The sequence below is a fragment of the Rhodococcus sp. IEGM1428 genome (genome assembly GCF_050321865.1).
Taxonomy (GTDB): domain Bacteria; phylum Actinomycetota; class Actinomycetes; order Mycobacteriales; family Mycobacteriaceae; genus Rhodococcoides.
On the sequence record NZ_JBNQFW010000005.1, the window covers coordinates 306,918 to 329,078 of the forward strand.

Here is a 22,161-nt window from a genome sequence, read left to right on the forward strand (position 1 = left end):
GGGAGTCGTTCAGTCCGTGTGGCGGTCGCGGTAGCGAACCTGCGGCACCGGATGCGGCGGAATGTCGTCCCGATGGGCACCGGGCAACGAGTGGTTGCCGGGAGCCTGATTCGCGTCGGTCGACGAGCCGGTCTGGCTCGACGAGGTGGTCTGGGGAGTCACGACGGGCCGGGAGCCGGTGGCGTACGGGCTGGGGACCTCACGGGGAGGCTGCACCTGGGTCGACCGCTGACGGCGAGGCTCCGTCGAGTACCGAGGTTCGCCCGACTGCGGCCGCGGTGATTGCCGGGCCTGAGGCTTAGCCTGTGGGTACTGCGGACGCTGGTAATCGGGCTTCTGGTGCTCCGACCTGGCGTGATCCTGCCGAGGTGAGTCGGTTCCGGAGTGTCGGCTCTGCGGCGCTGGTACCGCCCCGGACGAGCGGCGTGGGCTCGCGCTCGGATCCATGACCCGTGACGTGCGCGGGGCCGGATTGGAACGAGCGTCGGACGCTCTTCGGCCGACGTACGGCTCGGACACGATATCGGTGGCCTCCGTCGCGGAGACGGCGCTGCGATCGGCCGACGGGGTAGCCCGTCTGCGGGTGCGTTCGGGACGCTCTTCCTGCGCCCGTCGCTGCGCGCGGGTGGGCTTGTCGTCACCGGTCTTCGGAGTGCGGCGTACTGCACTCTCGGACTTCAAGCTTCGACGAGCGGTGCCCTCGGCCTTCTGGCTTCGCCGAACGGCGGGGGCATGTGTGTTCTGCCGCTTGAGCACGATGCGCAGTGCTCCGAGTCCGACGGCCACGACGGTACCGAGCAGCATCAACGGAAAGCGATTGACCAGCGGAATCGCGACGTTGAGAATGATGTCCTTGAGGCTGGTACCTGCGTTGTCGGTGAAGTACTGGTACGACAGCGGTACGGCGACGAACAGGATCAGCGGAGCTTGCACCATCGCGGTGAACAGCCCGCGGTAACGAACGAGCACCACGGCAGCGATGCAGCCGAGGATGTAGAAGAACGCGAACGCGCCGGTCAGCTCGGTGCCGCGGGCGGCATCGATGAGAAACCCGAGGAAAGTCAGGCCTGCGGCGATCGCGACGGCACCCCACGCGGGCACACCGGGCAGAGTCGCGAGGATGGATCGGTGATCCAGCGGTACCCCGGATCGGGCACGTTGGGAGGTAGACACCCCTCGAGGTTAGCCGTAGTTCAGCCGACTGCATCGTCGACATGACCGAAGTCGTGCCGGTAGCGGGACGAATCGGACAGTGTGGGGCGCCCGTCCACCCGACCGATCGATACCGGCTCGGCGTCGAACAGCTCGAGTTCGTGCAGTTTTCTCGCCGTCACGCTCACCCTGGAGTCCACCGATCCGACGGTGGAGTTGAAGGAGTCCACGGCCTTGCCCAGATTGGCCCCGAGCTTGTCCAAGTGCGTCGACACGACGCCGATGCGGGTGTACAACTCGCGTCCCAACTGCTGGATGCGCGCCGCGTCCTCGGCCAACGACTCCTGCTTCCAGGTGTATGCCACCGTGCGCAACAGCGCGACCAGGGTGGTGGGGGTGGCCAGGATCACGTTCCTTCCGAAGGCGTACTCGAGCAGGCCGGTATCGGACGTCAGTGCCGCATCCAGAAACGGGTCGCCGGGAACGAACAGCACGACGAATTCCGGCGTCGGCTCGAACGCCTCCCAGTACGCCTTGTCGGCCAACTGATCGATGTGGGTCCGCAGCTGTTTGGCGTGACGTCGCAGGTTCTTCTCGCGAGCGCCCGGGGCATCGTCCTGAGCAGCATCGAGGTAGGCCGCGAACGGCACCTTGGCGTCGACGACGATCTGACGACCGCCGGCGAGACGGACGATCATGTCCGGTCTGATGCCGTCCTTGCTGACCTGAGTGTCGAAATCGCAGTGCTTGAGCATGCCCGCGAGCTCGACGACCCGCTCGAGCTGGATCTCTCCCCACCGTCCTCTGATCTGCGGGGCACGCAGCGCCGTGACCAACTGGCTGGTCTGGGTGGACAGATGCATCGACGCTCGGTGCATGCCGGTGACCTGCTCGGACAATCCTGCATAGGCCCTGATTCGATTGTGTTCGACTTGCCGGACGTGCTCGGACAGTGCATCGACGGCGTCGTGCAACGGCTCGACCAGGTGCGAGACCTGTTGCCCGATCACGGTGGAGTGTCGCCGAGCGGAATCCTCGTTGACCGCGCTCAGCGACTGCCGAAGCATGCCTTCGTGCTCGCGCAGCGCAGCCAGTTGCGCCTCGGCCCGCACAGCTCTGTCGCCCATCCGCGAGGCGTGCAGCAACCAGCCCACCACCGCTCCGATGCCGAGGGCCACGAGCAGGCCGAACGCCGTGAGAATGTTCATGGAAACAGATGATGCAGGAAGGTACCGACAGACTTCGTTGTCCGGGGTTCGTGGACCGTCCTCGGTTCCCGACAGGCCGACGCGCCTCGAATAGTTTGTCGGTGCTTGCCGATAGCGTCGAACGCATGAGAATCCTGCACACCTCGGACTGGCACATAGGTCGCACCTTTCACGGTGTCGACTTGTTGGCCGATCAAGGCGCTGTGCTGGGGTCCATCGCGGAACTGGTTGCGGCACAATCGATCGATGTGGTGGTGGTACCGGGCGATATCTACGATCGTGCTGTGCCCAGCGCCGACGCCGTGCTGGTCTGCAATCGCGGGCTGGAGGAAATTCGAGCAGCGGGTGCCGTCATCGTCGCGACGTCGGGGAACCACGACTCCCCGGCTCGGCTGGGAGCCGGTGCTGCGTTCGCGTCGGCGGGAGGCCTGCACCTGATGACTCGGGTGGGCGATGTCGCCACGCCGGTCGTCATCGACGACGAGCACGGCGGCGTTGCGTTCTACGGCATTCCGTATCTCGAGCCGGAGACCACCCGCCTGGAACTCGATGTTCCTGCAGCGCGTACCCACGCCGAGGTGCTCGGAGCCGCGATGGATCGTGTTCGCGGCGACCTCGATGCGAGAGCCGCTGCAGGAGAACATGTTCGGTCGGTCGTGCTCGCGCATGCGTTCATCGTCGGTGGTGAGGCGACCGGATCGGAGCGGTCCATTTCTTCCGGCGGCATCGAAACCGCACCGGCGTCGGCGTTCGACGGAGTCGACTACGTGGCGCTCGGTCATCTGCATTCTCCGCAGATTCTCACCGACCGAGTGCGGTACTCCGGGTCTCCTCTGCCGTATTCGTTCGGCGAGCGATCGCACCGCAAGGCCGTGTGGATTCTCGAACTCGACGCGAACGGACTCGGCAGCGTCGAGCGAGTGGACCTGCCGGTGGTGCGCGGGCTCGCCCGCATCGAAGGCACGGTCGAGGAATTGCTCTCGGACGCAACCTATTCCGATGTCGAGGACCACTACGTCTCTGCCGTGCTCACCGACGACGTCCGTCCGGTGGACGCAATGCGGTTGCTGCAGCAGCGGTTTCAGCACGCAATACACCTCGAGTGGCGTCGCCCCGGGGGGTCGGGAGAGCTTCGCTACCGTGACCGGGTGCGCGGTCGCAGTGATCTCGCCATCGCCACCTCGTTCCTGACGGACATGCGTAGCGAGCCCACCACAGCGGAGTCGGCATTGCTGGCCCGCGCGTTGGCGTCGGTGCAGCGCGAGAACGAGGTCACCGACGGCGCTGCCGCAGACCGCGGTGCTGCATGAGGCTGCATTCGCTCGAGATCACCGCTTTCGGACCCTTCGCGGGTACCGAGACGGTCGATTTCGATGCGCTCGGAGCCGATGGGCTCTTCTTGTTGCACGGGCACACGGGGGCCGGCAAGACGACGGTTCTCGACGCCGTGGCGTTTGCCCTGTACGGAACCGTGCCAGGGGCGCGCCGCGAGGGTAAGCGACTGCTGTCCGACCACGCGGCCATGGGAGCGGTACCGAAGGTGACCCTCGAGGCGACCCTCGGCGGACGGCGCATCCGAATCGTGCGCAGTCCGGAGTTCCTGCGCCCCAAGCTCAGAAGCACCGGAACCACCAAGCAACACGCCAAAGCCAGTCTCACCTGGCTCGACGGTCGCGGGCAGAACCTCACCCGGCTGAGCGAGATCGGCGATGCCGTCAACGCGTTGCTGGGAATGAGCGCCGATCAGTTCTTCCAGGTGGTGCTGCTACCTCAGGGCGAGTTCGCCCGATTCCTGCGAGCCGACAGTGACGAGCGCGGGAGCCTGCTCGAAAGGCTCTTCGACACAGGCCGATTCGGTGACGTCGAAGAGTGGTTCGCGCAGCGCCGCCGAGAGTTGGCCGCCGATCTCGCCGATGCCCACCACAACATCGACATCATGCTCGGGCGGGTATCGCAGGCATCGGGAGTGCCCGAGCCCGTCACCGACGACCGCGAACAACAGGACCCGCTCGACTGGGCGGCCGACGTCCTGGCCGACGCTCGCCAGAATCGGACCCTTGCTCAGGGGCGCGCGGTGCTGGTCGACGCGGCAGCTCGGCGGGCGTCCGAGGCGTTGGCTCAGGCCACGATCGTTCTGGATCTGCAGCGCAGGCGCGCTCTCGCCGAGGAGCAACTCGCACAGCATCACGCGGGGGAGGAGGCACGAGCAGCGCGCAGAACCGAGCTGGCAGATTCCGCGGCCGCAGGACCGATCGCCGACGCCGCTGCGGATCTGTCTCTGGCACGGGCGGCGGGCAAGGCGGCTACCGCCGCGCTGGCCGCAGCCGAACGCGAGCTACCGACGTCGCTGGAGGGGCAGCGGTTTCACGACGCCCTGCATTGGCCACCCGCGCCGGGCGATCCTGCGGACGAGCGCACCGTCGTCGCGCAGTTCGTGCGCGACTGGACCACCGACGTCGCAAGGATGCAGTCGTTGCTCGGGGTCGTACGCGAAGCAGACAAGCTCGACGGTGCCCTGGTCGACTATCGAGCGCAACAACGCAGCATCGCAGCGCAGATCGAGCGCACCGAGCAGCGGCAGGCGTCGATGCCCGAGAAGATCGCGGCCGCCGAATCTCGGGTAGCGCGAGCCGATGCTGCCGCGACACAGCTGCCGGCCCTCGACGAGCGCTGCGAACGGGCTCGCGTGGCCGCCGAATCCGCTATCGAATTGGTACGCAAGCGCGCTGCGCTTCTCGAGAGCGAACGTTCCCGCGACCGGGCCGCCGCCGCACACAACACCGCGTGGGAGCACCTGCTCGATCTTCGTGAGCGCCGCATCGACGGGATGGCGGCAGAGCTGGCGGCCCGCTTGAATGCCGGCGAGCCGTGCCAGGTGTGTGGATCCCCCGCGCATCCTCACCCCGCTGCGGCCTCGACGTCGACGGTGACGAAGGCGCAGGAAGACAAGGCAGCCGCTGCCGAACGTAAGGCAGCTGCCGCCCGCGATCAGGCGGTCGGGGCTGTCGCGGAGGCCAGACTCGCAGTGGACCTGCTGCACGATCGCACCGGGGGAGCGACTCTCGCGGAGCTGACCCAGGCCCTCGATACCGCAACGAGTTCGGTGCAGGATGCCCGTGGGAGCGCCGCGGATGCCGACCCGGCGCGGGCGGAACTGAGCCGACTGCGCCGTGAGACGGACGAACTGACGGTCACACTCAACAACCTCGTCGCGTCCCGCGTGGCCGTGGACGAGCGAATATCGGCTACCGAGGAATCGATGACGCAGATGCGTGCATCGGTGTCGCAGGAAGTGGGCGAGGGCGAGTCGCTGATCGATCGAATTGCCGAACGTGAGGCCCTGATCGACGGTGCGCGGCGAATCCAGGAGGCACGGATCGTCTGGCTCGATGCCACCGCACAGTCCGATGCGCTGGGCGCCGAGCTCGACCGACGAGTTACCGCATCGAGTTTCGCCTCCGTCGAGGCCGCTGCCGGGGCCGTTCTGACCGCCGATCGCGTCGAGCGAATCGAGGCCGAACTCCGCGCCGCCGACGAGCGTCGGGCGCATGCCGAACATGTACTCCGTGAGCCCACCATCGTTGCCGTCGCCGGGCATGCGCCGGTGGACCTGGATCCGCTGCGTCAGGCCTGTACCGAGCTGGACCGGCAGGTTAGATCCGCCGCCGCCACGGTAGCGGAATGCCGAAGGCGCGCAGACGATCTGGAACGACTGATCGCCGAACTGTCGACTGCGGCTGAGGCCATCGCGCCGCAACGCGCGGAATTCGACGAGCTCGCCAACCTGGCGGACGTGGTGGCCGGGCGCGGTCAGAATGCCAGGAAGATGTCGCTGCGGTCCTATGTTCTCGCGTCCCGGCTCGAGGACGTCGCCGAGTCGGCCTCGGCGCGACTGCGTCGGATGTCCTCGGGGCGATACGAATTCGTCCATTCCGACGAGGCGGGTGCCCGGGGCAAGCGCGGTGGTCTCGGCCTCGACATCCGTGACGATTACACCGGTGTCGTGCGCTCGGCGAAGACCCTCTCCGGCGGGGAGGCGTTCCTCGCCTCGCTCGCCCTCGCTCTCGGACTCGCCGATGTGGTGGCCGCCGAATCCGGTGGCGTCGTACTCGACACCATGTTCATCGACGAGGGGTTCGGCACGCTCGATGCCGACACTCTCGAGCAGGTGATGGCCGTCCTCGACGAACTACGCGCAGGCGGACGCGTAGTCGGCGTCGTCAGTCACGTCGACGAGATGCGCCAGCGCATTCCCAGTCGCCTCTACGTCAAACGGGAACGCACCGGTTCGACGCTTCAGGTCGTCGCGTCCTGACCTGAGGCAGTCTTGTCGGGCTTCGACTCGCCCTCGTCGTCCAGACCGGCCTGCTCGTCGGTCAGTCCCTCGGGCGGCGGGATCTCGTCTTCGAGTTCGTCCTGGTCCGGTTCGTTCGAGCGTGCGTCGATCTGTTCGGACAGGTACCGGATCAGCACTGCGGCAACGGCAGCGGCCGGAACTGCGAGGAATGCACCGATGATGCCGAACAACGAGCTGCCGCCCGTCACCGCGAGGAGCACGATCGCCGGATGCAGGTTCATGCTTCGACTCTGCAGAATCGGCTGCAGCACATTGCCTTCCAACTGCTGCACCGCGACGATGATGGCGAGCACGATCAGCGCCGTGGTCAGCCCGTTCGCCACCAGGGCCACGAGAACTGCGAGCGCACCCGCGACGAACGCACCGACAATCGGGATGAACCCACCGAGGAATGTCAGTGTTGCGAGTACCAGTGCCAGCGGAACGCCGAGAATGACGAGTCCGAGGCCGATGAAGAAGGCGTCGATGAAACTGACGATGGCCTGAGTACGGATGAATCCGCCGAGCGTCGCCCACATCCGCGAGAGCACCTCGCCCAGATGGCGTCCGGCGCGGCCACCGGAGAACCCGTGCAGCCACGGCAAGAACTTCGGACCGTCCTTCACGAAGAAGAACGACAGAACCAGCACCAGCGCCAGAGTGACCAGCAGCGAGCCGGCTGCCGATACGCCGCTGAACACGCCGGTAGCGATGACGTCTCCACTGTCCTGCAGCCGCGAGATGATGGCCGACACGGCCGTGTCGATCTGGTCATCACCGATGTTCAGCGGCGGCCCCTTCAGCCAGTCCTGCACCTGCGCAATTCCGCCCGACGCCTGGTCCACCAACTCGGGAGCCTGCTCGGCCACCGACGGAATGATCAGGGTGATGACACCGCCGATGACGACGAAGAACACCACGAGCGAGACCGACGCGGCCAGCGCGGGAGGAAATCCGAGCCGCATCATCAGTTTCGCCGGCGGCCACAACACGGTCGCGACGATGACCGCGAGCAGCACCGGCAACAGGATCACCCACAGATGACCGATCAGCCAACCGAACACCCACGCTCCGGCCGCGATCGACACCAGGATGAGCGACCACTTCGCGAGCCACAGGCCGCCGACCCCGATGAGGTCTCCGCGGTCCTTGCCGGACGTGGCGGATGCCGTGGATTTTCCTGGCACTGCCGATTCGGTCACTGGGGCTTCCTCACATTCGGCGGATGGCGGATCGTGAAGAACCATAACGCCCGGGACCGTTCGGCCGCGGGCCACCGCCACCCGACGCGGCAGCGGTCAGGCGCTCTCGTGTGCCAACAGCCATTTCTTGGCGGGCAATCCCCAACGGAATCCGCCGAGGGCACCGCCGATACGGACCACCCGGTGACACGGCACGAACAGCGCAGCCGCATTGCGCGCACAGGCGGACGCCGCACCGCGGATGGCGGCGGGTCGGCCCGACAGCTCCGCGAAGTGGGAGTAGGTCACCGGAGCGCCGGGTTCGACGGTGCGCAGTACATCCCAGGCGTGCATCAGGAATTCACCGGACCGTTGCGCGACCGGCACATCGTCGATCCGATCGAGTTCGCCGCGGTGGTAGGCGTCGACGGCGTCGGTGACCGTGCCGAGGTCGGCGGCACTGCGAACGGTGTCGGGTCGCATCGTCGGGTGGATCAGGATTCGCAGCTCCTCGATGTCATCGGTCCAGCCCGACGCGAGTACGCGCTGATCGGCGTCGACGATGGTGGTGAACGGGCCGATCGGGGTGTCCCGGGTGGCGGACGTAGCGGTCATGCTTGTCTTCTTTCCAGTGCGGTGATCCACAGGTGCATCGAGACGTACGAGCGCCACGGTGCCCAGCGGGCTGAGTTCTTCAGCGAGATGTCCAGGGCTTGCGCACCCTGGCGGACGACCAGGTCGGTGTCGAGGAGAACGTCGGGGTCGCCGAGCAGCCGCATCACGACATAACGAGCGGTCCACGGTCCGATGCCTTTGAGCGCCAGCAGTTCTCGCTCCAGTTCGGGACCCTCGCGCGCGGGATGCAGCTCGACGGTTCCCGACGCGATGGCGTCGGCGACGCGGATGACGGTCTGGACGCGGGCCGCAGGGCCGGTGAGAACCTCGTGACCGCGTTCGGCGATGACGGCGGCCTCGGGAAACAACCTGGTGACGCTTCCGTCGCCCAGGTCCAGTGGTGCGCCGAGCGCGTCGACGAGCCGGGCAGTGTGGGTGGCCGCCGCCTTCAGGGAGATCTGTTGTCCGATCACGGTGCGCAGCAACATCTCTGCGCCGTCGACCACCCCGAGTGCCCGAATTCCTGGATGGGCCTCGACACTCGGTGCCAACTGCGGGTCGGCGCGCAGGGCGTCGTCGACGGCAAGCGGATCGGCGTCGAGGTCGAGGAGATGTCGGATTCGGGCGACGGCGGGAGCGAGGTCTCGCATATCCTGCAATGTCACTGCGGCACTGACGAATCCGTCCATCACCCGCAGGGCCACCAGTCCACCGGCGTGCGGCAGGCGCAGTGATCGGACGTATTCTCCGTCTTCGGAGAACGATTCGATGCCCTCGACCACGTGGCCACGAAGGAACCACTCGATCCAGCCGCGGTCCAACGGCTGGCGGTAGGGCAGTCGCAACGTCACCGTGCCACCCGCGGTTGTCACCGCGGTGCGGTGTGCCTCCCGCCGCAGCGTCGACGGATCGACGGCGAAGACTTCCTTGACGGTGTCGTTGAACTGCCGAACGCTGGAAAAGCCTGCTGCGAAGGCGATGTCGGCCATCGACATGTCCGTGGTCTGAATCAGTGTGCGGGCGGTGTGCGCTCGGTGCGCGCGGGCCAATGCCAGCGGGCCTGCACCGACCTCGGCGGTCAACACCCGAGTCAGTTGCCGGCTCGAGTAACCGAGGGTGCTGGCGAGGCCGTCGACGCCGCCGCGCTCGACGGCCCCGTCGGAGATCAGTCGCATAGCGCGAGAGCTGAGGTCGGAGTGGATGTTCCACCGCGGGGAACCGGGGGTGGCGTCGGGCTGGCAGCGGCGGCAGGCACGGTAGCCGGATTGTTGAGCTGCGGCGGCCGTGGCCAGGAACGAGACGTTGCCCGGCTTGGGTGTGCGCGCCGGGCAGGACGGGCGGCAGTAGATGCCGGTGGTGCGAACGGCGGTGAAGAACTGACCGTCGAACCGTGCGTCACGTGAGGAGACCGCGCGATAACACCGATCGAAGTCCAGTTCTTGCACCTGCCGTTCGCTGCTCATGTACCTACTGTGTCAGCGCGATCCCGCCAGTGCTAGCGGGAATCGGACGTGGCTGCGCCCCTCGTGCGCGTTTTGCGTACCTCCAGCTACGCAAAACGCGCACGAGGGCGAAGCCCTAACAGCAGCGGGCCCCCGGATTTCGGTCCGCTTCCGCGTGCCGGTCCTTCCAGTACTGACGCACGGTCGGCGGTTCCTGACCCGGGTGGTGCCGAGCCAGGTGGGCGACGTACCGGTCGTAATCGTGGTCGCCCATCACCGAGGTGATCCACCACCACAGCCCGCGCATCTAGTGCGCCGATCCGGGTCTGCGGACGGTGCCCGCGTCGATCAGCTCGTCCCACTCGGCCTGCACTTGCTTCTCGGCCGGAGTGAGCACGAAGCCGCTGGGACCGAAGATCTTCGACGGCACCTCCGGCTCTTCGTTGTCCGGCAGATCAGCTCCGCGAACGGCCTTGATGCACACCCACACTCCGGCGATCACGACGACCAGGACGAGTACCGCGAAGATGATCGACAGCGTGCCCTGGATGAAGGTGTTGCGGATGACGGCGTCGATGGCCGCGGGTGTCTTGGCGCTGCCGAACTCGGTCAGTCCCTGCGCCTTGGCGTCGCGGAACTGCGAGTGCTGAGTCCAGTAGCCGATGGCCGGGGTCGAGGAGAAGATCTTCTGGTACGAGGCCGTCATGGTGACGATCAGGTCCCAGGCCAGCGGAACCCCGGGAATCCAGGCCCACTTGTAGAGGCCACGCTTGACGACGATGACCATCACTACCGTCAACGCGATCGCCGCGAGCAACTGGTTGGCGATACCGAACAGCGGGAACAGGGTGTTGATGCCGCCCAGGGGATCGGTGACGCCCATGAGAAGGATTGCGCCCCAGGCTGCGACGACGATCAGCGAGCATATCCAGGCACCGGGACGCCACGACGGATCCTTGAACTTCTTGGCCGAGGCGCCGGGCAGGTTGCCGATGCTGTCGGAGAGCATGAAGCGCGCGACGCGGGTGCCTGCGTCGACCGTGGTGAGAATGAACAGTGCCTCGAACATGATCGCGAAGTGGTACCAGAACGACTTGAGCGATTCGCCGCCGAACACCTGGTGCAGTACCTCGGACATGCCGAACGCGAGTGTCGGTGCGCCGCCGGTGCGGGAGATGATCGATTCCTCGCCCACATCGGCTGCCGCCTGGCTCAATTCGGCCGCCGAGATGTCTCCGCCGCTCAGCCCTAATCCGTTGACGTACGTCGCCGCAGTCTCCGGAGTGCCGCCGGTCAACGTCGCCGGTGCGTTCAATGCGAAGTAGATGTGCTGATCGAGAACGCATGCGGTGATGAGCGCCATGATGGCGACGAACGACTCGGTGAGCATGCCGCCGTAGCCGATCATGCGCATCTGCTTTTCCTTCTCGAGCAACTTCGGCGTGGTGCCGGAGGAGATCAGAGCGTGGAAACCGGAGAGTGCACCGCAGGCGATGGTGATGAACAGGAAGGGGAACAGCGATCCCGCGAATGCCGGGCCGTTGCCCTCGGTGGCAAAGCTCGTCATGGCGGGCATCTGAATCTCGGGACGAGCGATGAGAATGCCGACGGCCAGCAGCGCGATGGTGCCGACCTTCATGAACGTCGACAGGTAGTCGCGTGGTGCGAGCAACAGCCACACCGGCAGGATGCAGGCGAGCAGGCCATAGCCGATCAGCAACCAGGCGACGGTCACCTTGGAGAGGGTGAACCAGTCGGTGCCCCACTCGGTTTCGGCAACCCAGCCGCCGGCGACGATAGCGAGCAGCAGCAGGACGACACCGATGAGCGAGACCTCGGTGACGTTGCCCGGTCGCAGGAAGCGCAAGTACACGCCCATGAACAGTGCGATCGGGATGGTCAGCGCGATGGAGAAGACGCCCCATGGGCTCTCGGCGAGCGCGTTGACGACGACGAGTGCCAGCACCGCGATCAGGATGATCATGATGACGAACACCGCGATCAGCGCTGCGGTACCACCGACGACGCCGAGCTCGTCGCGGGCCATCTGGCCGAGGCTGCGGCCGTTGCGGCGCGTCGAGATCCACAGCACCAGGAAGTCCTGGACGGCACCGGCGAACACGACGCCGATGATGATCCACATCGTGCCGGGTAGGTAGCCCATCTGGGCGGCGAGCACGGGTCCGACGAGGGGGCCGGCTCCAGCGATCGCGGCGAAGTGGTGGCCGAACAGCACCCGACGATCCGTCGGCATGTAGTCCTTGCCGTTTTCCAGAATCTCGGCCGGTGTCGCTCTGTCGTCTCGAGGAAAGACGATCTTGCGTTCGATCAACCTGGCGTAGAAGCGAAACGCGAAGATGTAGGTGCAGACGGCGGCGATGACGAACCAGACGGCGTTGGGGTTCTCCCCACGCACGATGGCGATGATCGTCCAGGCGACACCGCCGAGTAGGCCGGTCGCGACGAGCATCAGACGCTTGATCGGCGTCATCGGATGTGACTCGACGACGCCGACGGGTGGTAGGTCGGGATCTGTCTTCAGCAGTTCGACGTGTGGATCGTCGGGTGCTTTCAGTGACATGTGTGGGGTCTCCAGGATCGCAGGTGTGACTGCGATCACCCTATGTGGGCAGCCGGTGCTCGTCCTCGAATCGACGCATCGCGTTGCGCCCGGCGGTCGCTGGAGTGCGACGAACGGAAATGTCGCCGGGGGCGTCAGCTACCGAGGGCGTCGTCGACGGCCCGAGCGCTGAGTACCTGATCCAGCACCAGTGCTGCGCTACCGATGACCCCGGAGAGGTCGCCGTGGGTGGTGGCCTGGATGGTGAGAGCCTTGGTGGCCAGCGCGGTCGCGTTTCCGTAGACGGTCTCGCGCAGTCCTGCAACGAAGATGTCGTACGCATTGGCCATGTCGCCGCCGACGATGAGGACCTCGGGGTTGAGCAGATTGACCGCTCCGGCCAGGGTTTCACCGATGTGGCGTCCACTGTCACGGATGAGTCTGCGTGCTTCGGGGTCACCGCTGACCGCGAGGTCGACGACACCGCGGATGTGGCCCACTTCTCGGCCCTGCTCGTTCAACGCGCGCACCAACGCCCAGCCGCCGGCGATGGCCTCCAGGCAACCACTGTCGCCGCACCGGCACGCGACGCCCGCTGCGGCTGCGGTCTTGGTGTGGCCGAATTCTCCTGCTGCGCCCAGTGATCCACGCTGTAGTGCGCCGCCCGCGACGATCCCGGCACCGAGACCCGTCGAGGCCTTGACCAAGAGGGCGTTCTGGAAGCGATCTCGATTGTCCCGGCGTTCGGCGAGGACCATCGCGTTGGCGTCGTTGTCGAGAAAGACCGGAGCGGATGTGGTGTCGGCGAAGAACGGGGCCAGTGGCACTCCGTCCCAGCCGTGCATGATCGGTGAGTCCAGGCTGCACCCGCGCGCGGTGTCGGCGGTGCCGGGGATGGACAGGCCGACACCGAGAATGCGATGTTCGGTTCGGTGCGATTCGTCGAGCAATGCCTGCAATCGCTTGGTGATCTGCGGCATCAGCTCGTCCGGTCCGATGCCGATCTCCTGATCGACGGTATCGCCGGCGAGGAATTCCCCACCGAGAGCGAAGACGCCCAGTTGCGAGCGGCTGCGTCCGATCGCGGCCGCGAGTACGACACCCGCGTCGACGTCGAAGGACAATCGCGCCGGGGGGCGTCCACCCGTCGACTGGGTGTCCTCGGTTTCGATGATCAAGCCGAGGCCGGCGAGTGCGGCGACACGGGAGGCGACGGCCGACCGGGACAGTCCGGTGATCCGGCCCAATTCCGCGCGGGTATCGGCTTCACCGTCGCGAACCAGAGCAAAGATCTCACCTGCGGTCGCAGGTGGAGCGCTCAGGCGCGGCATCGACATAGACGCCATTCAACCAACTGGCAACTTTTACGGCAACACCCTAAGAATTGCTACTTAGAACTTCGAAAAACATAAGTTGGGTTGCTGATGGACTTAACCGGCCTTAGGCTGAGTCGTGAGAGACCGAACATCGGAGATGCTCATGGACACACTTCATCCGGTCCTGCGTCAGGTCACCGACCGCATCGCAGACCGCAGCCAGTCCGACCGCACCACATATCTCGCTCGAATCGCTGCTGCCGGGGATCAAGGCCCAGCCCGTGGCCGACTCGCCTGCGCCAACATCGCCCACGGCTTCGCGGCCTCCGGCAAGGCCGACAAGCAAGCGCTGCGCGGCATGGTCAAGCCCAACATCGCGATCGTCTCCGCCTACAACGACATGCTCTCGGCGCACAAGCCGTTCGAGACATACCCGGCCGTACTGAAGAAGTCGGTCATCGACGCCGGCGGCATCGCGCAGTTCGCCGGTGGCGTCCCCGCGATGTGCGACGGCATCACCCAGGGCCGCGACGGCATGCAGCTGTCTCTGTTCAGTCGGGACATCATCGCGATGTCGACGGCAATTGCGTTGTCCCACGACATGTTCGACGCCACCCTGATGCTCGGCGTGTGCGACAAGATCGTCCCCGGAATGCTCATCGGCGCACTGAGTTTCGGTCATCTGCCTGCGGTGTTCGTGCCCGCGGGTCCGATGACATCCGGACTTCCCAACGGCGAGAAGGCAAAAGCTCGCCAGTTGTACGCCGAGGGCAAGGTGGGCCGTGAGGCACTGCTGGACGCCGAGGCCGCGTCGTACCACGGCAGTGGCACGTGCACGTTCTTCGGAACGGCCAATTCCAATCAGCTGCTCATGGAGGTCATGGGTCTGCATCTGCCGGGCTCGTCGTTCGTCAACCCCGGAACCGCGATGCGCGACGCGCTCACCCGCGAGGCCGCCCACGTCGTCACCGGTCTGACGTCCCTCGGAGACAACTACACCCCGGTGGGGGAGGTCGTCGACGTCAAGTCGATCGTCAACGGCTGCGTTGCGCTACTGGCCACCGGCGGCTCGACCAACCACACGATGCACCTCGTCGCCATCGCGAAAGCTGCCGGCATCACGCTGACGTGGCAGGACCTGTCCGATCTGTCGGCCGTGGTGCCGCTGATGGCCAGGATCTACCCCAACGGCAAAGCCGACGTCAACCACTTCCACGCGGCCGGTGGACTCGGGTTCGTCATCGGCTCTCTGCTCGACGCCGGATTGATGCACGACGATGTGAAAACCGTTGCCGGGCAGGGCCTGCGGCGCTACACACAAGAACCGAAGCTCGACGGCGACGGGGTGATGTGGCAGGACGGTACTCGGATGAGCCACGACGACACCGTGTTACGTGGCGCGAACGAGCCGTTCAGCGCCGACGGTGGACTGAAGATGCTGACCGGGCCGATCGGAAAGTGTGTCATCAAGACTTCTGCGTTGGCACCCGAACATCGGGTGGTCACCGGACCGGCACGAGTGTTCGACGACCAAGCGGACTTCCTCGAGGCATTCGATGCAGGGCTTCTCGACGGCGACTTCGTTGCAGTGCTGCGTTATCAGGGCCCCCAGGCGAACGGCATGCCCGAGTTGCACAAGCTCACTCCGGCTCTGGGAATCCTGCAGGACAAGGGGCGGTCCGTAGCGCTGATCACGGACGGCCGGATGTCGGGGGCCTCCGGAAAAGTGGCCGCAGCAATCCACCTGACGCCCGAAGCGGCGAGTGGCGGACCGATCGCGAAAATTCTCGACGGTGACATGATCACCCTCGACTCTCTCGACGGCACATTGTCGATCGATGTTCCGCTCGACGAGTTCGAGGCTCGACCGGTCACCGGACGAGTCCTGGACAAGGACGAATGGTCCAGCACCGGTCGTGACCTGTTCTCGGGCATGCGTGCGCTCGTCGGCCCTGCCGACGAGGGCGCAATGTTCGTCATGCGCTGAGTCCCTGTAACTCCACAAGAAGGTAAGAACGTGACTGCATCTCTGCTCGACCGCGTACCCGTCATCCCCGTCGTCGTCATCGAGAACCTCGATCATTTCGTTCCGATCGCACGTGCCTTGGTGGCGGGCGGAGTGCCCGTCATCGAGCTGACCTTGCGGACACCGGTGGCGCTCGACGCCATCGAGCGTATCGCCGCCGAGGTCCCCGAGATCCTCGTCGGTGCAGGCACGATCATCACTCCCGGCCAGGCCAAGCAGGCCGCTGACGCGGGTGCTCAGTTTCTGGTCTCGCCTGGCTGCACGCCTTCGCTGACGAAGGCCATGCGTGATACCGGACTACCGCATCTGCCCGGTGCCGCAACGGTATCCGAGGTGCTCACCCTGCTCGAAGCCGGCTACACCGAGCTCAAGTTCTTCCCGGCCGAGGCGTCCGGTGGCGCGAACTTCTTGAAGTCGATCCACTCGCCGATCCCGGCCGCACGCTTCTGCCCGACGGGTGGAATCTCCACCGCCAATGCGTCGGCGTACCTGGCGCTGCCGAACGTCGGATGCGTCGGGGGATCGTGGCTCACTCCGGCTGCGGCTGTCGCAGAACAAGATTGGGATTCAATCGTCGCTCTTGCGGCAGCCACAGCCGAACTGGTCTGACATTCCCCCTCCTCCGAGGGAACCAGACGTGTCGATACGGCGTCCTACTGGTTGTCCGTCATCGAACAATCGGGGGAGATTCTCATGTCAGGTCCGTACGAGCAACCGTTCCCAGCCGCACAGCCGTTTCCACCTGCGCAGCCCTATGTCCAGACGCCCAGCCTGCCGTCCTCCAATGCAGGCTGGGCCGTCGTGGCCGTCATCTTCTTCTGGCCGTTGGCCATTCCCGCGTTCAACCACGCACTGAAGGTGCACCCGCTGTGGATGATGGGAGACGTTCAGGGAGCGGAGTATTCGTCCAATCGGGCCGGGTTCTTCGGGAAGCTGTCGCTGATCATCTTCGGTGCCTTCATCGTTCTCTACCTTGCGTTCATCGGCTTGGTCGTCTCGACCATGTGACCGGTCGACGGCGGTGTGCTGCTCACCCGCGGGTGACCGAGATACCGCCGTCGACGTAGAGGGTCGTCCCGTGGACCATCGCGGCGCTGTCCGAGACCAGGAACAGAACGCCGTCGGCGATGTCCTGCGGAGAGAGCACGGTGCCTGCCGGCGTGCCGGCCGTCATCGCGTCGAGTACCTGACGAGCATCCTCGTTGCCCGGGGTCAGTGTCGCTCCGGGCGCGAGGGAGTTCACTCGCACGCCGAGTGGGCCGAATTCTGCAGCCCAACTGCGGGTCAGTTGCTCGTCGGCTGCCTTGGTGGCGGAATACATGGCGGCAAAGGGGCTGCCCATCGTAGCCATCCACGACCCGATGTTCACGATGACTCCGCTACCGCGCTCGGCCATGGCCGGGGCCAGCGCGCCGACGAGCACGTGTGGAGCTCGGATGTTGACGGCAAGCATCGCGTCGAGCTGATCATCGGGCAGGTCCGCGGTGGCGGTGGCTGGATAGATGCCGGCGTTGTTGACGAGAACGTCGACGCGGCCGCCGAGAGCGTCGGTGGTGCGGGCAGCGAATTCGCGGAGCTCCTGGTAGCTCCCCGCGAGATCGACGTCGACGAAGGTCGCAGTGCCGCCTGCCTCGGTGATGCGGTGCGCCAGGGCCTTGCCGCGCTCGGCGTCGCGGCCGCTGACGACCACCGATGCCCCATGATCGGCGAGGGTGAGCGCGATCGCAGCACCGATCCCACTGGTCGATCCGGTGACGACGGCTGTGCGTCCGAGGAGTTGCGGAGAAGTAGAAGAAGTCATGACGCCATGTCTACGGTCGGTCGAGGCAGTCAACCAGGCGTCGTTCTGCCTAGGTCTGTCATGACCAGGTTGGCAATCGCCCATGTCGCTACTGTGGAATTCGTGAACAAGGACAGGTCCGCCCTCAGTGCGTTTCTGCGTGATCGGCGCGACCGTATGACTCCGGTCGAGGCCGGGATTCGTACGTATCCCGGTGCCCGACGGGTGCCGGGGCTGCGGCGCGAAGAGCTGGCGGCTCTGGCCGGAGTGAGTCCGGATTACTACAGCAAACTCGAACAGGGTCGGCAGGCCAACGTGTCGACCGAGGTGCTGCGGGCAATCGCCGGCGCGTTGAAGCTCGATGAGGTCGAGTCTGCGCATCTACTCGATCTCGCGTCCCCGGCGATGCCCACCGAGGATGTTGCGCAGCTACCGAATCCAGGTCTGCTCCAGGTCATGAAGGCGCTCGATCATGTCCCGGTGATCCTGCTCGGGCGCAGCGGGGGAGTCCTGGCCAGCAACTCGCTGGTTCGATCGGTACTGAGTCTGCAACCGTCCGCTGATCACTCGTTGTTCCACTATCTGTTCCGCAATCCCATCGCCCGCGAGCGAATCGTCAATTGGTCGCAATTCGCGGCCGCCTCGGTCGCGGCGCTTCGCCGCGATCTTGCTCGTCGACCGGGAGACCCGACCCTGGGTGCGTTGATCGACGAATTGCGTTCGTCCGAGCCTTGTTTCGAACAATGGTGGAGCGATCACGAGGTTGCCGAATTTGCAGGTGCCACCAAGATCATTCAGCACCCGGCGGCGGGCACCCTGCAATTCGGGATCGAGTTTCTGACGTCGCCGAGCGCGCCGGATCAAAGTCTGATCGTCTACACGGTCGAGGAAGGGTCGAGCACGGCGAAAGTACTGCCGATCCTGGCGAGCTGGGACCCGAGTTCGGCGATCACCTCTTGACCTGAACAACACTCGAGGTTTTAGCGTCGTAGCCATGGACACACTCGGTCTCGGCACAATCGGAATTTCCATCGACGTGTCACCGTCGTACCTCGACGATGCGCGGGAATTGGAATCACTCGGATTCACCTCGGTCTGGTTGCCGGGTGGGCAGCTCGATCGACTCGGCAGGCTGGCCGATCTGGTCCACGCGACCGAGAACGCGACCATCGTTCCGGGGATCGCGCCGGTCGATGTGTACTCGCCTGCACAGACCCGAGAACTGTTCGACGAGCTCTCGGGCACCGGTCGATTCGTCCTCGGCCTCGGAGGGCCGCAGAGTGCTCGGCCTCTGGCCGGGTTGAGGAAGTACCTCGACGAACTCGAGGTGCCCGCCGATCACCTTCTGCTCGCGGCGCTCGGTCCGAAGAAATTGGAGATGGCGCGGGACCGCGCCGCCGGCGCAATCGCGTTGCTGGTGACGCCGGAGTGGACGGCGCAGGCGCGCAGTGCACTCGGTGGGTCGACGTTGGTGGTCGACCAGTTCGTCGTGGTCGAGTCCGATCCGGATCGGGCGCGTGCTGCAGCTCGGGAACCGCTGAGCTTCCTTGCCACGGTCCCCGGGTATCGGCAGAACTTCCTGCGCATGGGGTTCACCGAGGCGGATGTCGACGATCTCAGCGACCGTCTGGTCGACGGCTTGGCGGTGTGGGGGAGTGTCGACGACATCGCCGAGCGAGTGGCCGCGCACCACACTGCCGGCGCAGATCACGTCGTTCTGGCACCGCTGGGTGCGTCGAGTATCGAGGCTGGCCGGGCACTGTCCGAGCTGGTGGCGTTGTCAAAGTAGACTCCATAGACCGTGAGCCTCACCCTCGGAATCGTCGGACTGCCCAACGTCGGCAAGTCCACCCTCTTCAATGCACTGACCAACAACGATGTGCTGGCCGCGAACTATCCGTTCGCCACCATCGAGCCCAACGTCGGTGTGGTCGCGCTGCCGGATCCCCGGCTCGAGAAGCTGGCCGAGGTGTTCGGTTCGGAGAAGCTCGTGCCTGCGCTGGTGTCGTTCGTCGACATCGCCGGCATCGTCAAGGGTGCGTCCGAGGGCGCAGGCCTGGGCAACAAGTTCCTCGCCAACATTCGTGAGGCCGACGCCATCTGCCAGGTCGTTCGTGTCTTCGCCGACGACGACGTTGTGCACGTCGATGGTCGTGTCGACCCGACCGCAGACATCGAGGTCATCGAAACCGAGCTCGCGATCGCCGATCTGCAAACTCTCGAGAAGGCCATCCCGCGCCTCGAGAAAGAGGTGCGGATCAAGAAGGATCGCAAGCCCGCACTCGACGCGGCGCTGGCAGCACAGGCCGTGTTGAACGACGGCAAGACGTTGTTCTCGGCCAAGGCGAAGTTGGACTTCGAGCTGCTCGGTGAATTCCAGCTGCTCACCACCAAGCCGTTCCTCTACGTCTTCAACGCAGACGAGTCAGTGCTGACCGACGACGCGAAGATCGGCGAACTGGCTCGCCTGGTCGCGCCCGCCGATGCGGTGTTCCTCGACGCGAAGATCGAATCCGAGTTGCTCGAACTCGACAAGGAATCGGCAGCGGAACTGCTCGAATCCGTCGGACAGACCGAGCCCGGTCTCGACGCTCTCGCGCGTGCCGGCTTTCACACTCTGGGCCTGCAGACGTACCTCACCGCAGGCCCGAAAGAGGCTCGCGCGTGGACAATTCATCGAGGCGACACGGCACCCCAGGCTGCGGGCGTCATTCACACCGACTTCGAGCGCGGCTTCATCAAGGCCGAAATCGTCTCCTTCGACGACCTGGTTGCCGCGGGTTCCATGGCCTCGGCCAAGGCTGCCGGCAAGGTGCGCATCGAGGGCAAGGACTACGTCATGTCCGACGGCGATGTCGTGGAGTTCCGTTTCAACGTTTGACGCTGCAGGTCAGCTGGATGGATTGAGCTGCTGGTACGCAATGGGTACGCAGGACAATACGGAGGCCTCATAAATGGTGAGTTGGACGAGCGACCGCAAGGTCGTGCCCTACTCAATGCGTGTCGAGGTGGATCGACGCATTCTTCGCACCGCCGACGAGCGCGAGTTGTTCGTCGCCAACTTCAACGGGGCTGGCGCGGACCTGCTGACCTCGATTAGCGCCTTCGTGGACGGCCTACCAAAAGGTGAGCTCGTTGAGCGGGAACTAAGACATTTTGGACAACCAACGGACGTCAGACGAGTCGGCAGGACCCTCTCGTGGCGTATGGATGGCGGAGAGTCCGGTAGGGCCAGTTCGATCAGTCTTAAAAAGGGAGGCAAGCAGCGGCAGCGATATGCGTCCGGCGTTGAGTGGTCGCCGTTTTGGGTGATGGCGACCGTCCCCAAGGATTCGAACCAAGGTTGGCTTCTCATCGAGAAGGACGGACGCTACACCTTGCCGACCGAGTGGCGAGCAGAGTTGATCAAGCAATTCGCACTCGCTCACCGCGGTTACCGTCTTGTTATCAGTACGGTTCGCGAGGCATCGTTGTGGTCCCAGGTCGAGAACGCGCTCGAAGAGGGCAGGCTCGTAGGGTGTGAGGTCGCTATTCGAGCGCCAACTACTACGAAGTCGTCAGAGGGTGCCCAGGGCTACAGCCGGGGAATGGTAGAGGTTAATCGACGTATCTTCCAAGCGTCGGGTGGACTCTTGCCAGGTCGCCGACTACGCCTGTTTCGTCGAAACTTCACTCGACAGCTCGCTGACGGTGGTTTGCGCGAAATCGATCTCCCGCTTGAGGTCGATGACCTCGCAGACGATCGGATAAAGATTCGGCTTCGCGATGATGTGGTCGAGATAAAGGCGACGGTCTTGAATGACGATGGTCGAGAGCGGACAATTACCTTCGAGGGACTAGACGCCCAGCAGTACTTCGTCATGACCGGCACGACCGATGAACCACCAAGCCAGGATAAGTTCGTGCAAGAGTGTCGTACCGCAGTGCGAGACTTGGCAAAAGCTGGCGGGGTCACTCTCGCCCCGGGATGGGAGGCGACGACATGGAAACATCCCGCCGACGCCCCAGTGATGCAGATTGCAGTCGATGAGAACGGGTCAAGCACTAATCAAGGTCTATAGCAGATTCGCGACTTGGGCGCGTCAAGGCTTGGGGCGGCCCAAAGACGGCCGGATGACGGCAGGGCGTGTTTTGCTCGGGTTCGTGGTTCCGGCGTTCGTGTTTGGGTACACAATCACCGCAAGACCGTCGATAGAAATCGGAGCGCTACTTTCGGGCGCTTCCATCGTGTCGGGTGTCCTTCTGGCGTTGTGCACGCTTAGCGTTACCCGCGTTAAAGATCTTGCGGGGGCGGAGTCTAAGGGAACTTGGCAGGGATCCGATCCGATGCTATCGGCCTATGGCTTCGCACGTGCGGCGACAGCCGCGGCATACGTATCAGTGAGCTTGACTGCCATTGTTCTCGTTCAGTTGGTGGTTACATCCGGCGCCGTCAAAGCCTTGTTGGTTGCGTGCACCTTGACGCTGGTGACGCATCTGGGGTCTCGCATTTGGTTTCTCCTCGGGGCGATCCGGTACCAGGTCGATGCACTCTCTGGTCAGCGT

Annotated in this window: 18 protein-coding genes; 9 read left to right on the forward strand and 9 right to left on the reverse strand. The window is 65.0% G+C overall.

The genetic code is table 11. The annotated features are described in order from the left end of the window. Positions 1 to 9: 9 nt before the first annotated feature. Both ACQR3T_RS22625 and ACQR3T_RS22630 read right to left on the reverse strand, forming a co-directional pair. A complete protein-coding gene (locus tag ACQR3T_RS22625) occupies positions 10 to 1,173 on the reverse strand; it encodes a DUF6542 domain-containing protein (protein ID WP_428694886.1) in 1,164 nt (387 codons plus the stop codon). 20 nt (positions 1,174 to 1,193) lie between these two features. Continuing rightward, positions 1,194 to 2,360: a DNA recombination protein RmuC gene (locus ACQR3T_RS22630; protein WP_032380535.1), complete on the reverse strand. Its 1,167-nt coding sequence runs from the start codon at positions 2,358 to 2,360 to the stop codon at positions 1,194 to 1,196. Between the two features lie 125 nt (positions 2,361 to 2,485). Between ACQR3T_RS22630 and ACQR3T_RS22635 the strand changes: the two genes are divergently transcribed. Further along, positions 2,486 to 3,670, forward strand: a complete 1,185-nt coding sequence (locus tag ACQR3T_RS22635; RefSeq protein WP_428694887.1) for an exonuclease SbcCD subunit D — start codon at positions 2,486 to 2,488, stop codon at positions 3,668 to 3,670. Further along, positions 3,667 to 6,675, forward strand: a complete 3,009-nt coding sequence (locus ACQR3T_RS22640; RefSeq protein WP_428694888.1) for an AAA family ATPase — start codon at positions 3,667 to 3,669, stop codon at positions 6,673 to 6,675. The genes ACQR3T_RS22635 and ACQR3T_RS22640 overlap by 4 nt, the downstream gene beginning before the upstream one ends. On the opposite strand, the gene ACQR3T_RS22645 is transcribed toward ACQR3T_RS22640, so the two are convergent. From ACQR3T_RS22645 to ACQR3T_RS22670, 6 genes are all read right to left on the reverse strand, one after another. Beyond that, positions 6,657 to 7,898 carry an AI-2E family transporter gene (locus ACQR3T_RS22645; protein WP_032380846.1) on the reverse strand — a complete coding sequence of 414 codons (1,242 nt, stop codon included), beginning with the start codon at positions 7,896 to 7,898 and terminating at the stop codon, positions 6,657 to 6,659. The genes ACQR3T_RS22640 and ACQR3T_RS22645 overlap by 19 nt on opposite strands. A gap of 96 nt (positions 7,899 to 7,994) precedes the next feature. Next, positions 7,995 to 8,492, reverse strand: a complete 498-nt coding sequence (locus ACQR3T_RS22650) for a methylated-DNA--[protein]-cysteine S-methyltransferase (RefSeq protein ID WP_428694889.1) — start codon at positions 8,490 to 8,492, stop codon at positions 7,995 to 7,997. Next, positions 8,489 to 9,955, reverse strand: a complete 1,467-nt coding sequence (locus ACQR3T_RS22655) for an AlkA N-terminal domain-containing protein (protein WP_428694890.1) — start codon at positions 9,953 to 9,955, stop codon at positions 8,489 to 8,491. The genes ACQR3T_RS22650 and ACQR3T_RS22655 overlap by 4 nt, the downstream gene beginning before the upstream one ends. Positions 9,956 to 10,070: 115 nt before the next feature. After that, complete coding sequence (locus ACQR3T_RS22660) at positions 10,071 to 10,241, reverse strand: YbdD/YjiX family protein (protein WP_072692145.1); 171 nt, start codon at positions 10,239 to 10,241, stop codon at positions 10,071 to 10,073. Next, positions 10,242 to 12,515 (reverse strand): carbon starvation CstA family protein, encoded by a 2,274-nt coding sequence (locus tag ACQR3T_RS22665; RefSeq protein WP_428694891.1) that lies wholly within the window; start codon positions 12,513 to 12,515, stop codon positions 10,242 to 10,244. 134 nt (positions 12,516 to 12,649) lie between these two features. Next, positions 12,650 to 13,831, reverse strand: a complete 1,182-nt coding sequence (locus tag ACQR3T_RS22670; protein ID WP_428694892.1) for an ROK family protein — start codon at positions 13,829 to 13,831, stop codon at positions 12,650 to 12,652. A gap of 142 nt (positions 13,832 to 13,973) precedes the next feature. Here ACQR3T_RS22670 and edd point away from each other — a divergent pair, with 142 nt between their 5' ends. The 3 genes from edd (at position 13,974) to ACQR3T_RS22685 (ending at position 16,844) form a co-directional block, all read left to right on the forward strand. Beyond that, a complete protein-coding gene (edd, locus tag ACQR3T_RS22675) occupies positions 13,974 to 15,797 on the forward strand; it encodes a phosphogluconate dehydratase (protein WP_428694893.1) in 1,824 nt (607 codons plus the stop codon). A gap of 30 nt (positions 15,798 to 15,827) precedes the next feature. Continuing rightward, complete coding sequence (gene eda, locus ACQR3T_RS22680; RefSeq protein WP_428694894.1) at positions 15,828 to 16,445, forward strand: bifunctional 4-hydroxy-2-oxoglutarate aldolase/2-dehydro-3-deoxy-phosphogluconate aldolase; 618 nt, start codon at positions 15,828 to 15,830, stop codon at positions 16,443 to 16,445. Positions 16,446 to 16,529: 84 nt separating this feature from the next. Further along, positions 16,530 to 16,844: a CD225/dispanin family protein gene (locus tag ACQR3T_RS22685; protein WP_428694895.1), complete on the forward strand. Its 315-nt coding sequence runs from the start codon at positions 16,530 to 16,532 to the stop codon at positions 16,842 to 16,844. 22 nt (positions 16,845 to 16,866) lie between these two features. Here ACQR3T_RS22685 and ACQR3T_RS22690 read toward each other — a convergent pair whose 3' ends face one another. Then, complete coding sequence (locus ACQR3T_RS22690; RefSeq protein ID WP_428694896.1) at positions 16,867 to 17,637, reverse strand: SDR family NAD(P)-dependent oxidoreductase; 771 nt, start codon at positions 17,635 to 17,637, stop codon at positions 16,867 to 16,869. A gap of 102 nt (positions 17,638 to 17,739) precedes the next feature. Between ACQR3T_RS22690 and ACQR3T_RS22695 the strand changes: the two genes are divergently transcribed. From ACQR3T_RS22695 to ACQR3T_RS22710, 4 genes are all read left to right on the forward strand, one after another. Beyond that, complete coding sequence (locus ACQR3T_RS22695) at positions 17,740 to 18,576, forward strand: helix-turn-helix domain-containing protein (RefSeq protein ID WP_428694897.1); 837 nt, start codon at positions 17,740 to 17,742, stop codon at positions 18,574 to 18,576. 34 nt (positions 18,577 to 18,610) lie between these two features. Beyond that, positions 18,611 to 19,405, forward strand: a complete 795-nt coding sequence (locus tag ACQR3T_RS22700) for a TIGR03620 family F420-dependent LLM class oxidoreductase (RefSeq protein ID WP_428694898.1) — start codon at positions 18,611 to 18,613, stop codon at positions 19,403 to 19,405. Between the two features lie 12 nt (positions 19,406 to 19,417). Next, the gene (gene ychF / locus ACQR3T_RS22705) at positions 19,418 to 20,497 is read left to right on the forward strand and encodes a redox-regulated ATPase YchF (RefSeq protein WP_032386277.1); all 1,080 of its coding nucleotides are present in this window, start codon (positions 19,418 to 19,420) and stop codon (positions 20,495 to 20,497) included. 73 nt (positions 20,498 to 20,570) lie between these two features. Next, complete coding sequence (locus ACQR3T_RS22710) at positions 20,571 to 21,677, forward strand: hypothetical protein (RefSeq protein WP_428694899.1); 1,107 nt, start codon at positions 20,571 to 20,573, stop codon at positions 21,675 to 21,677. Positions 21,678 to 22,161: the final 484 nt, after the last annotated feature.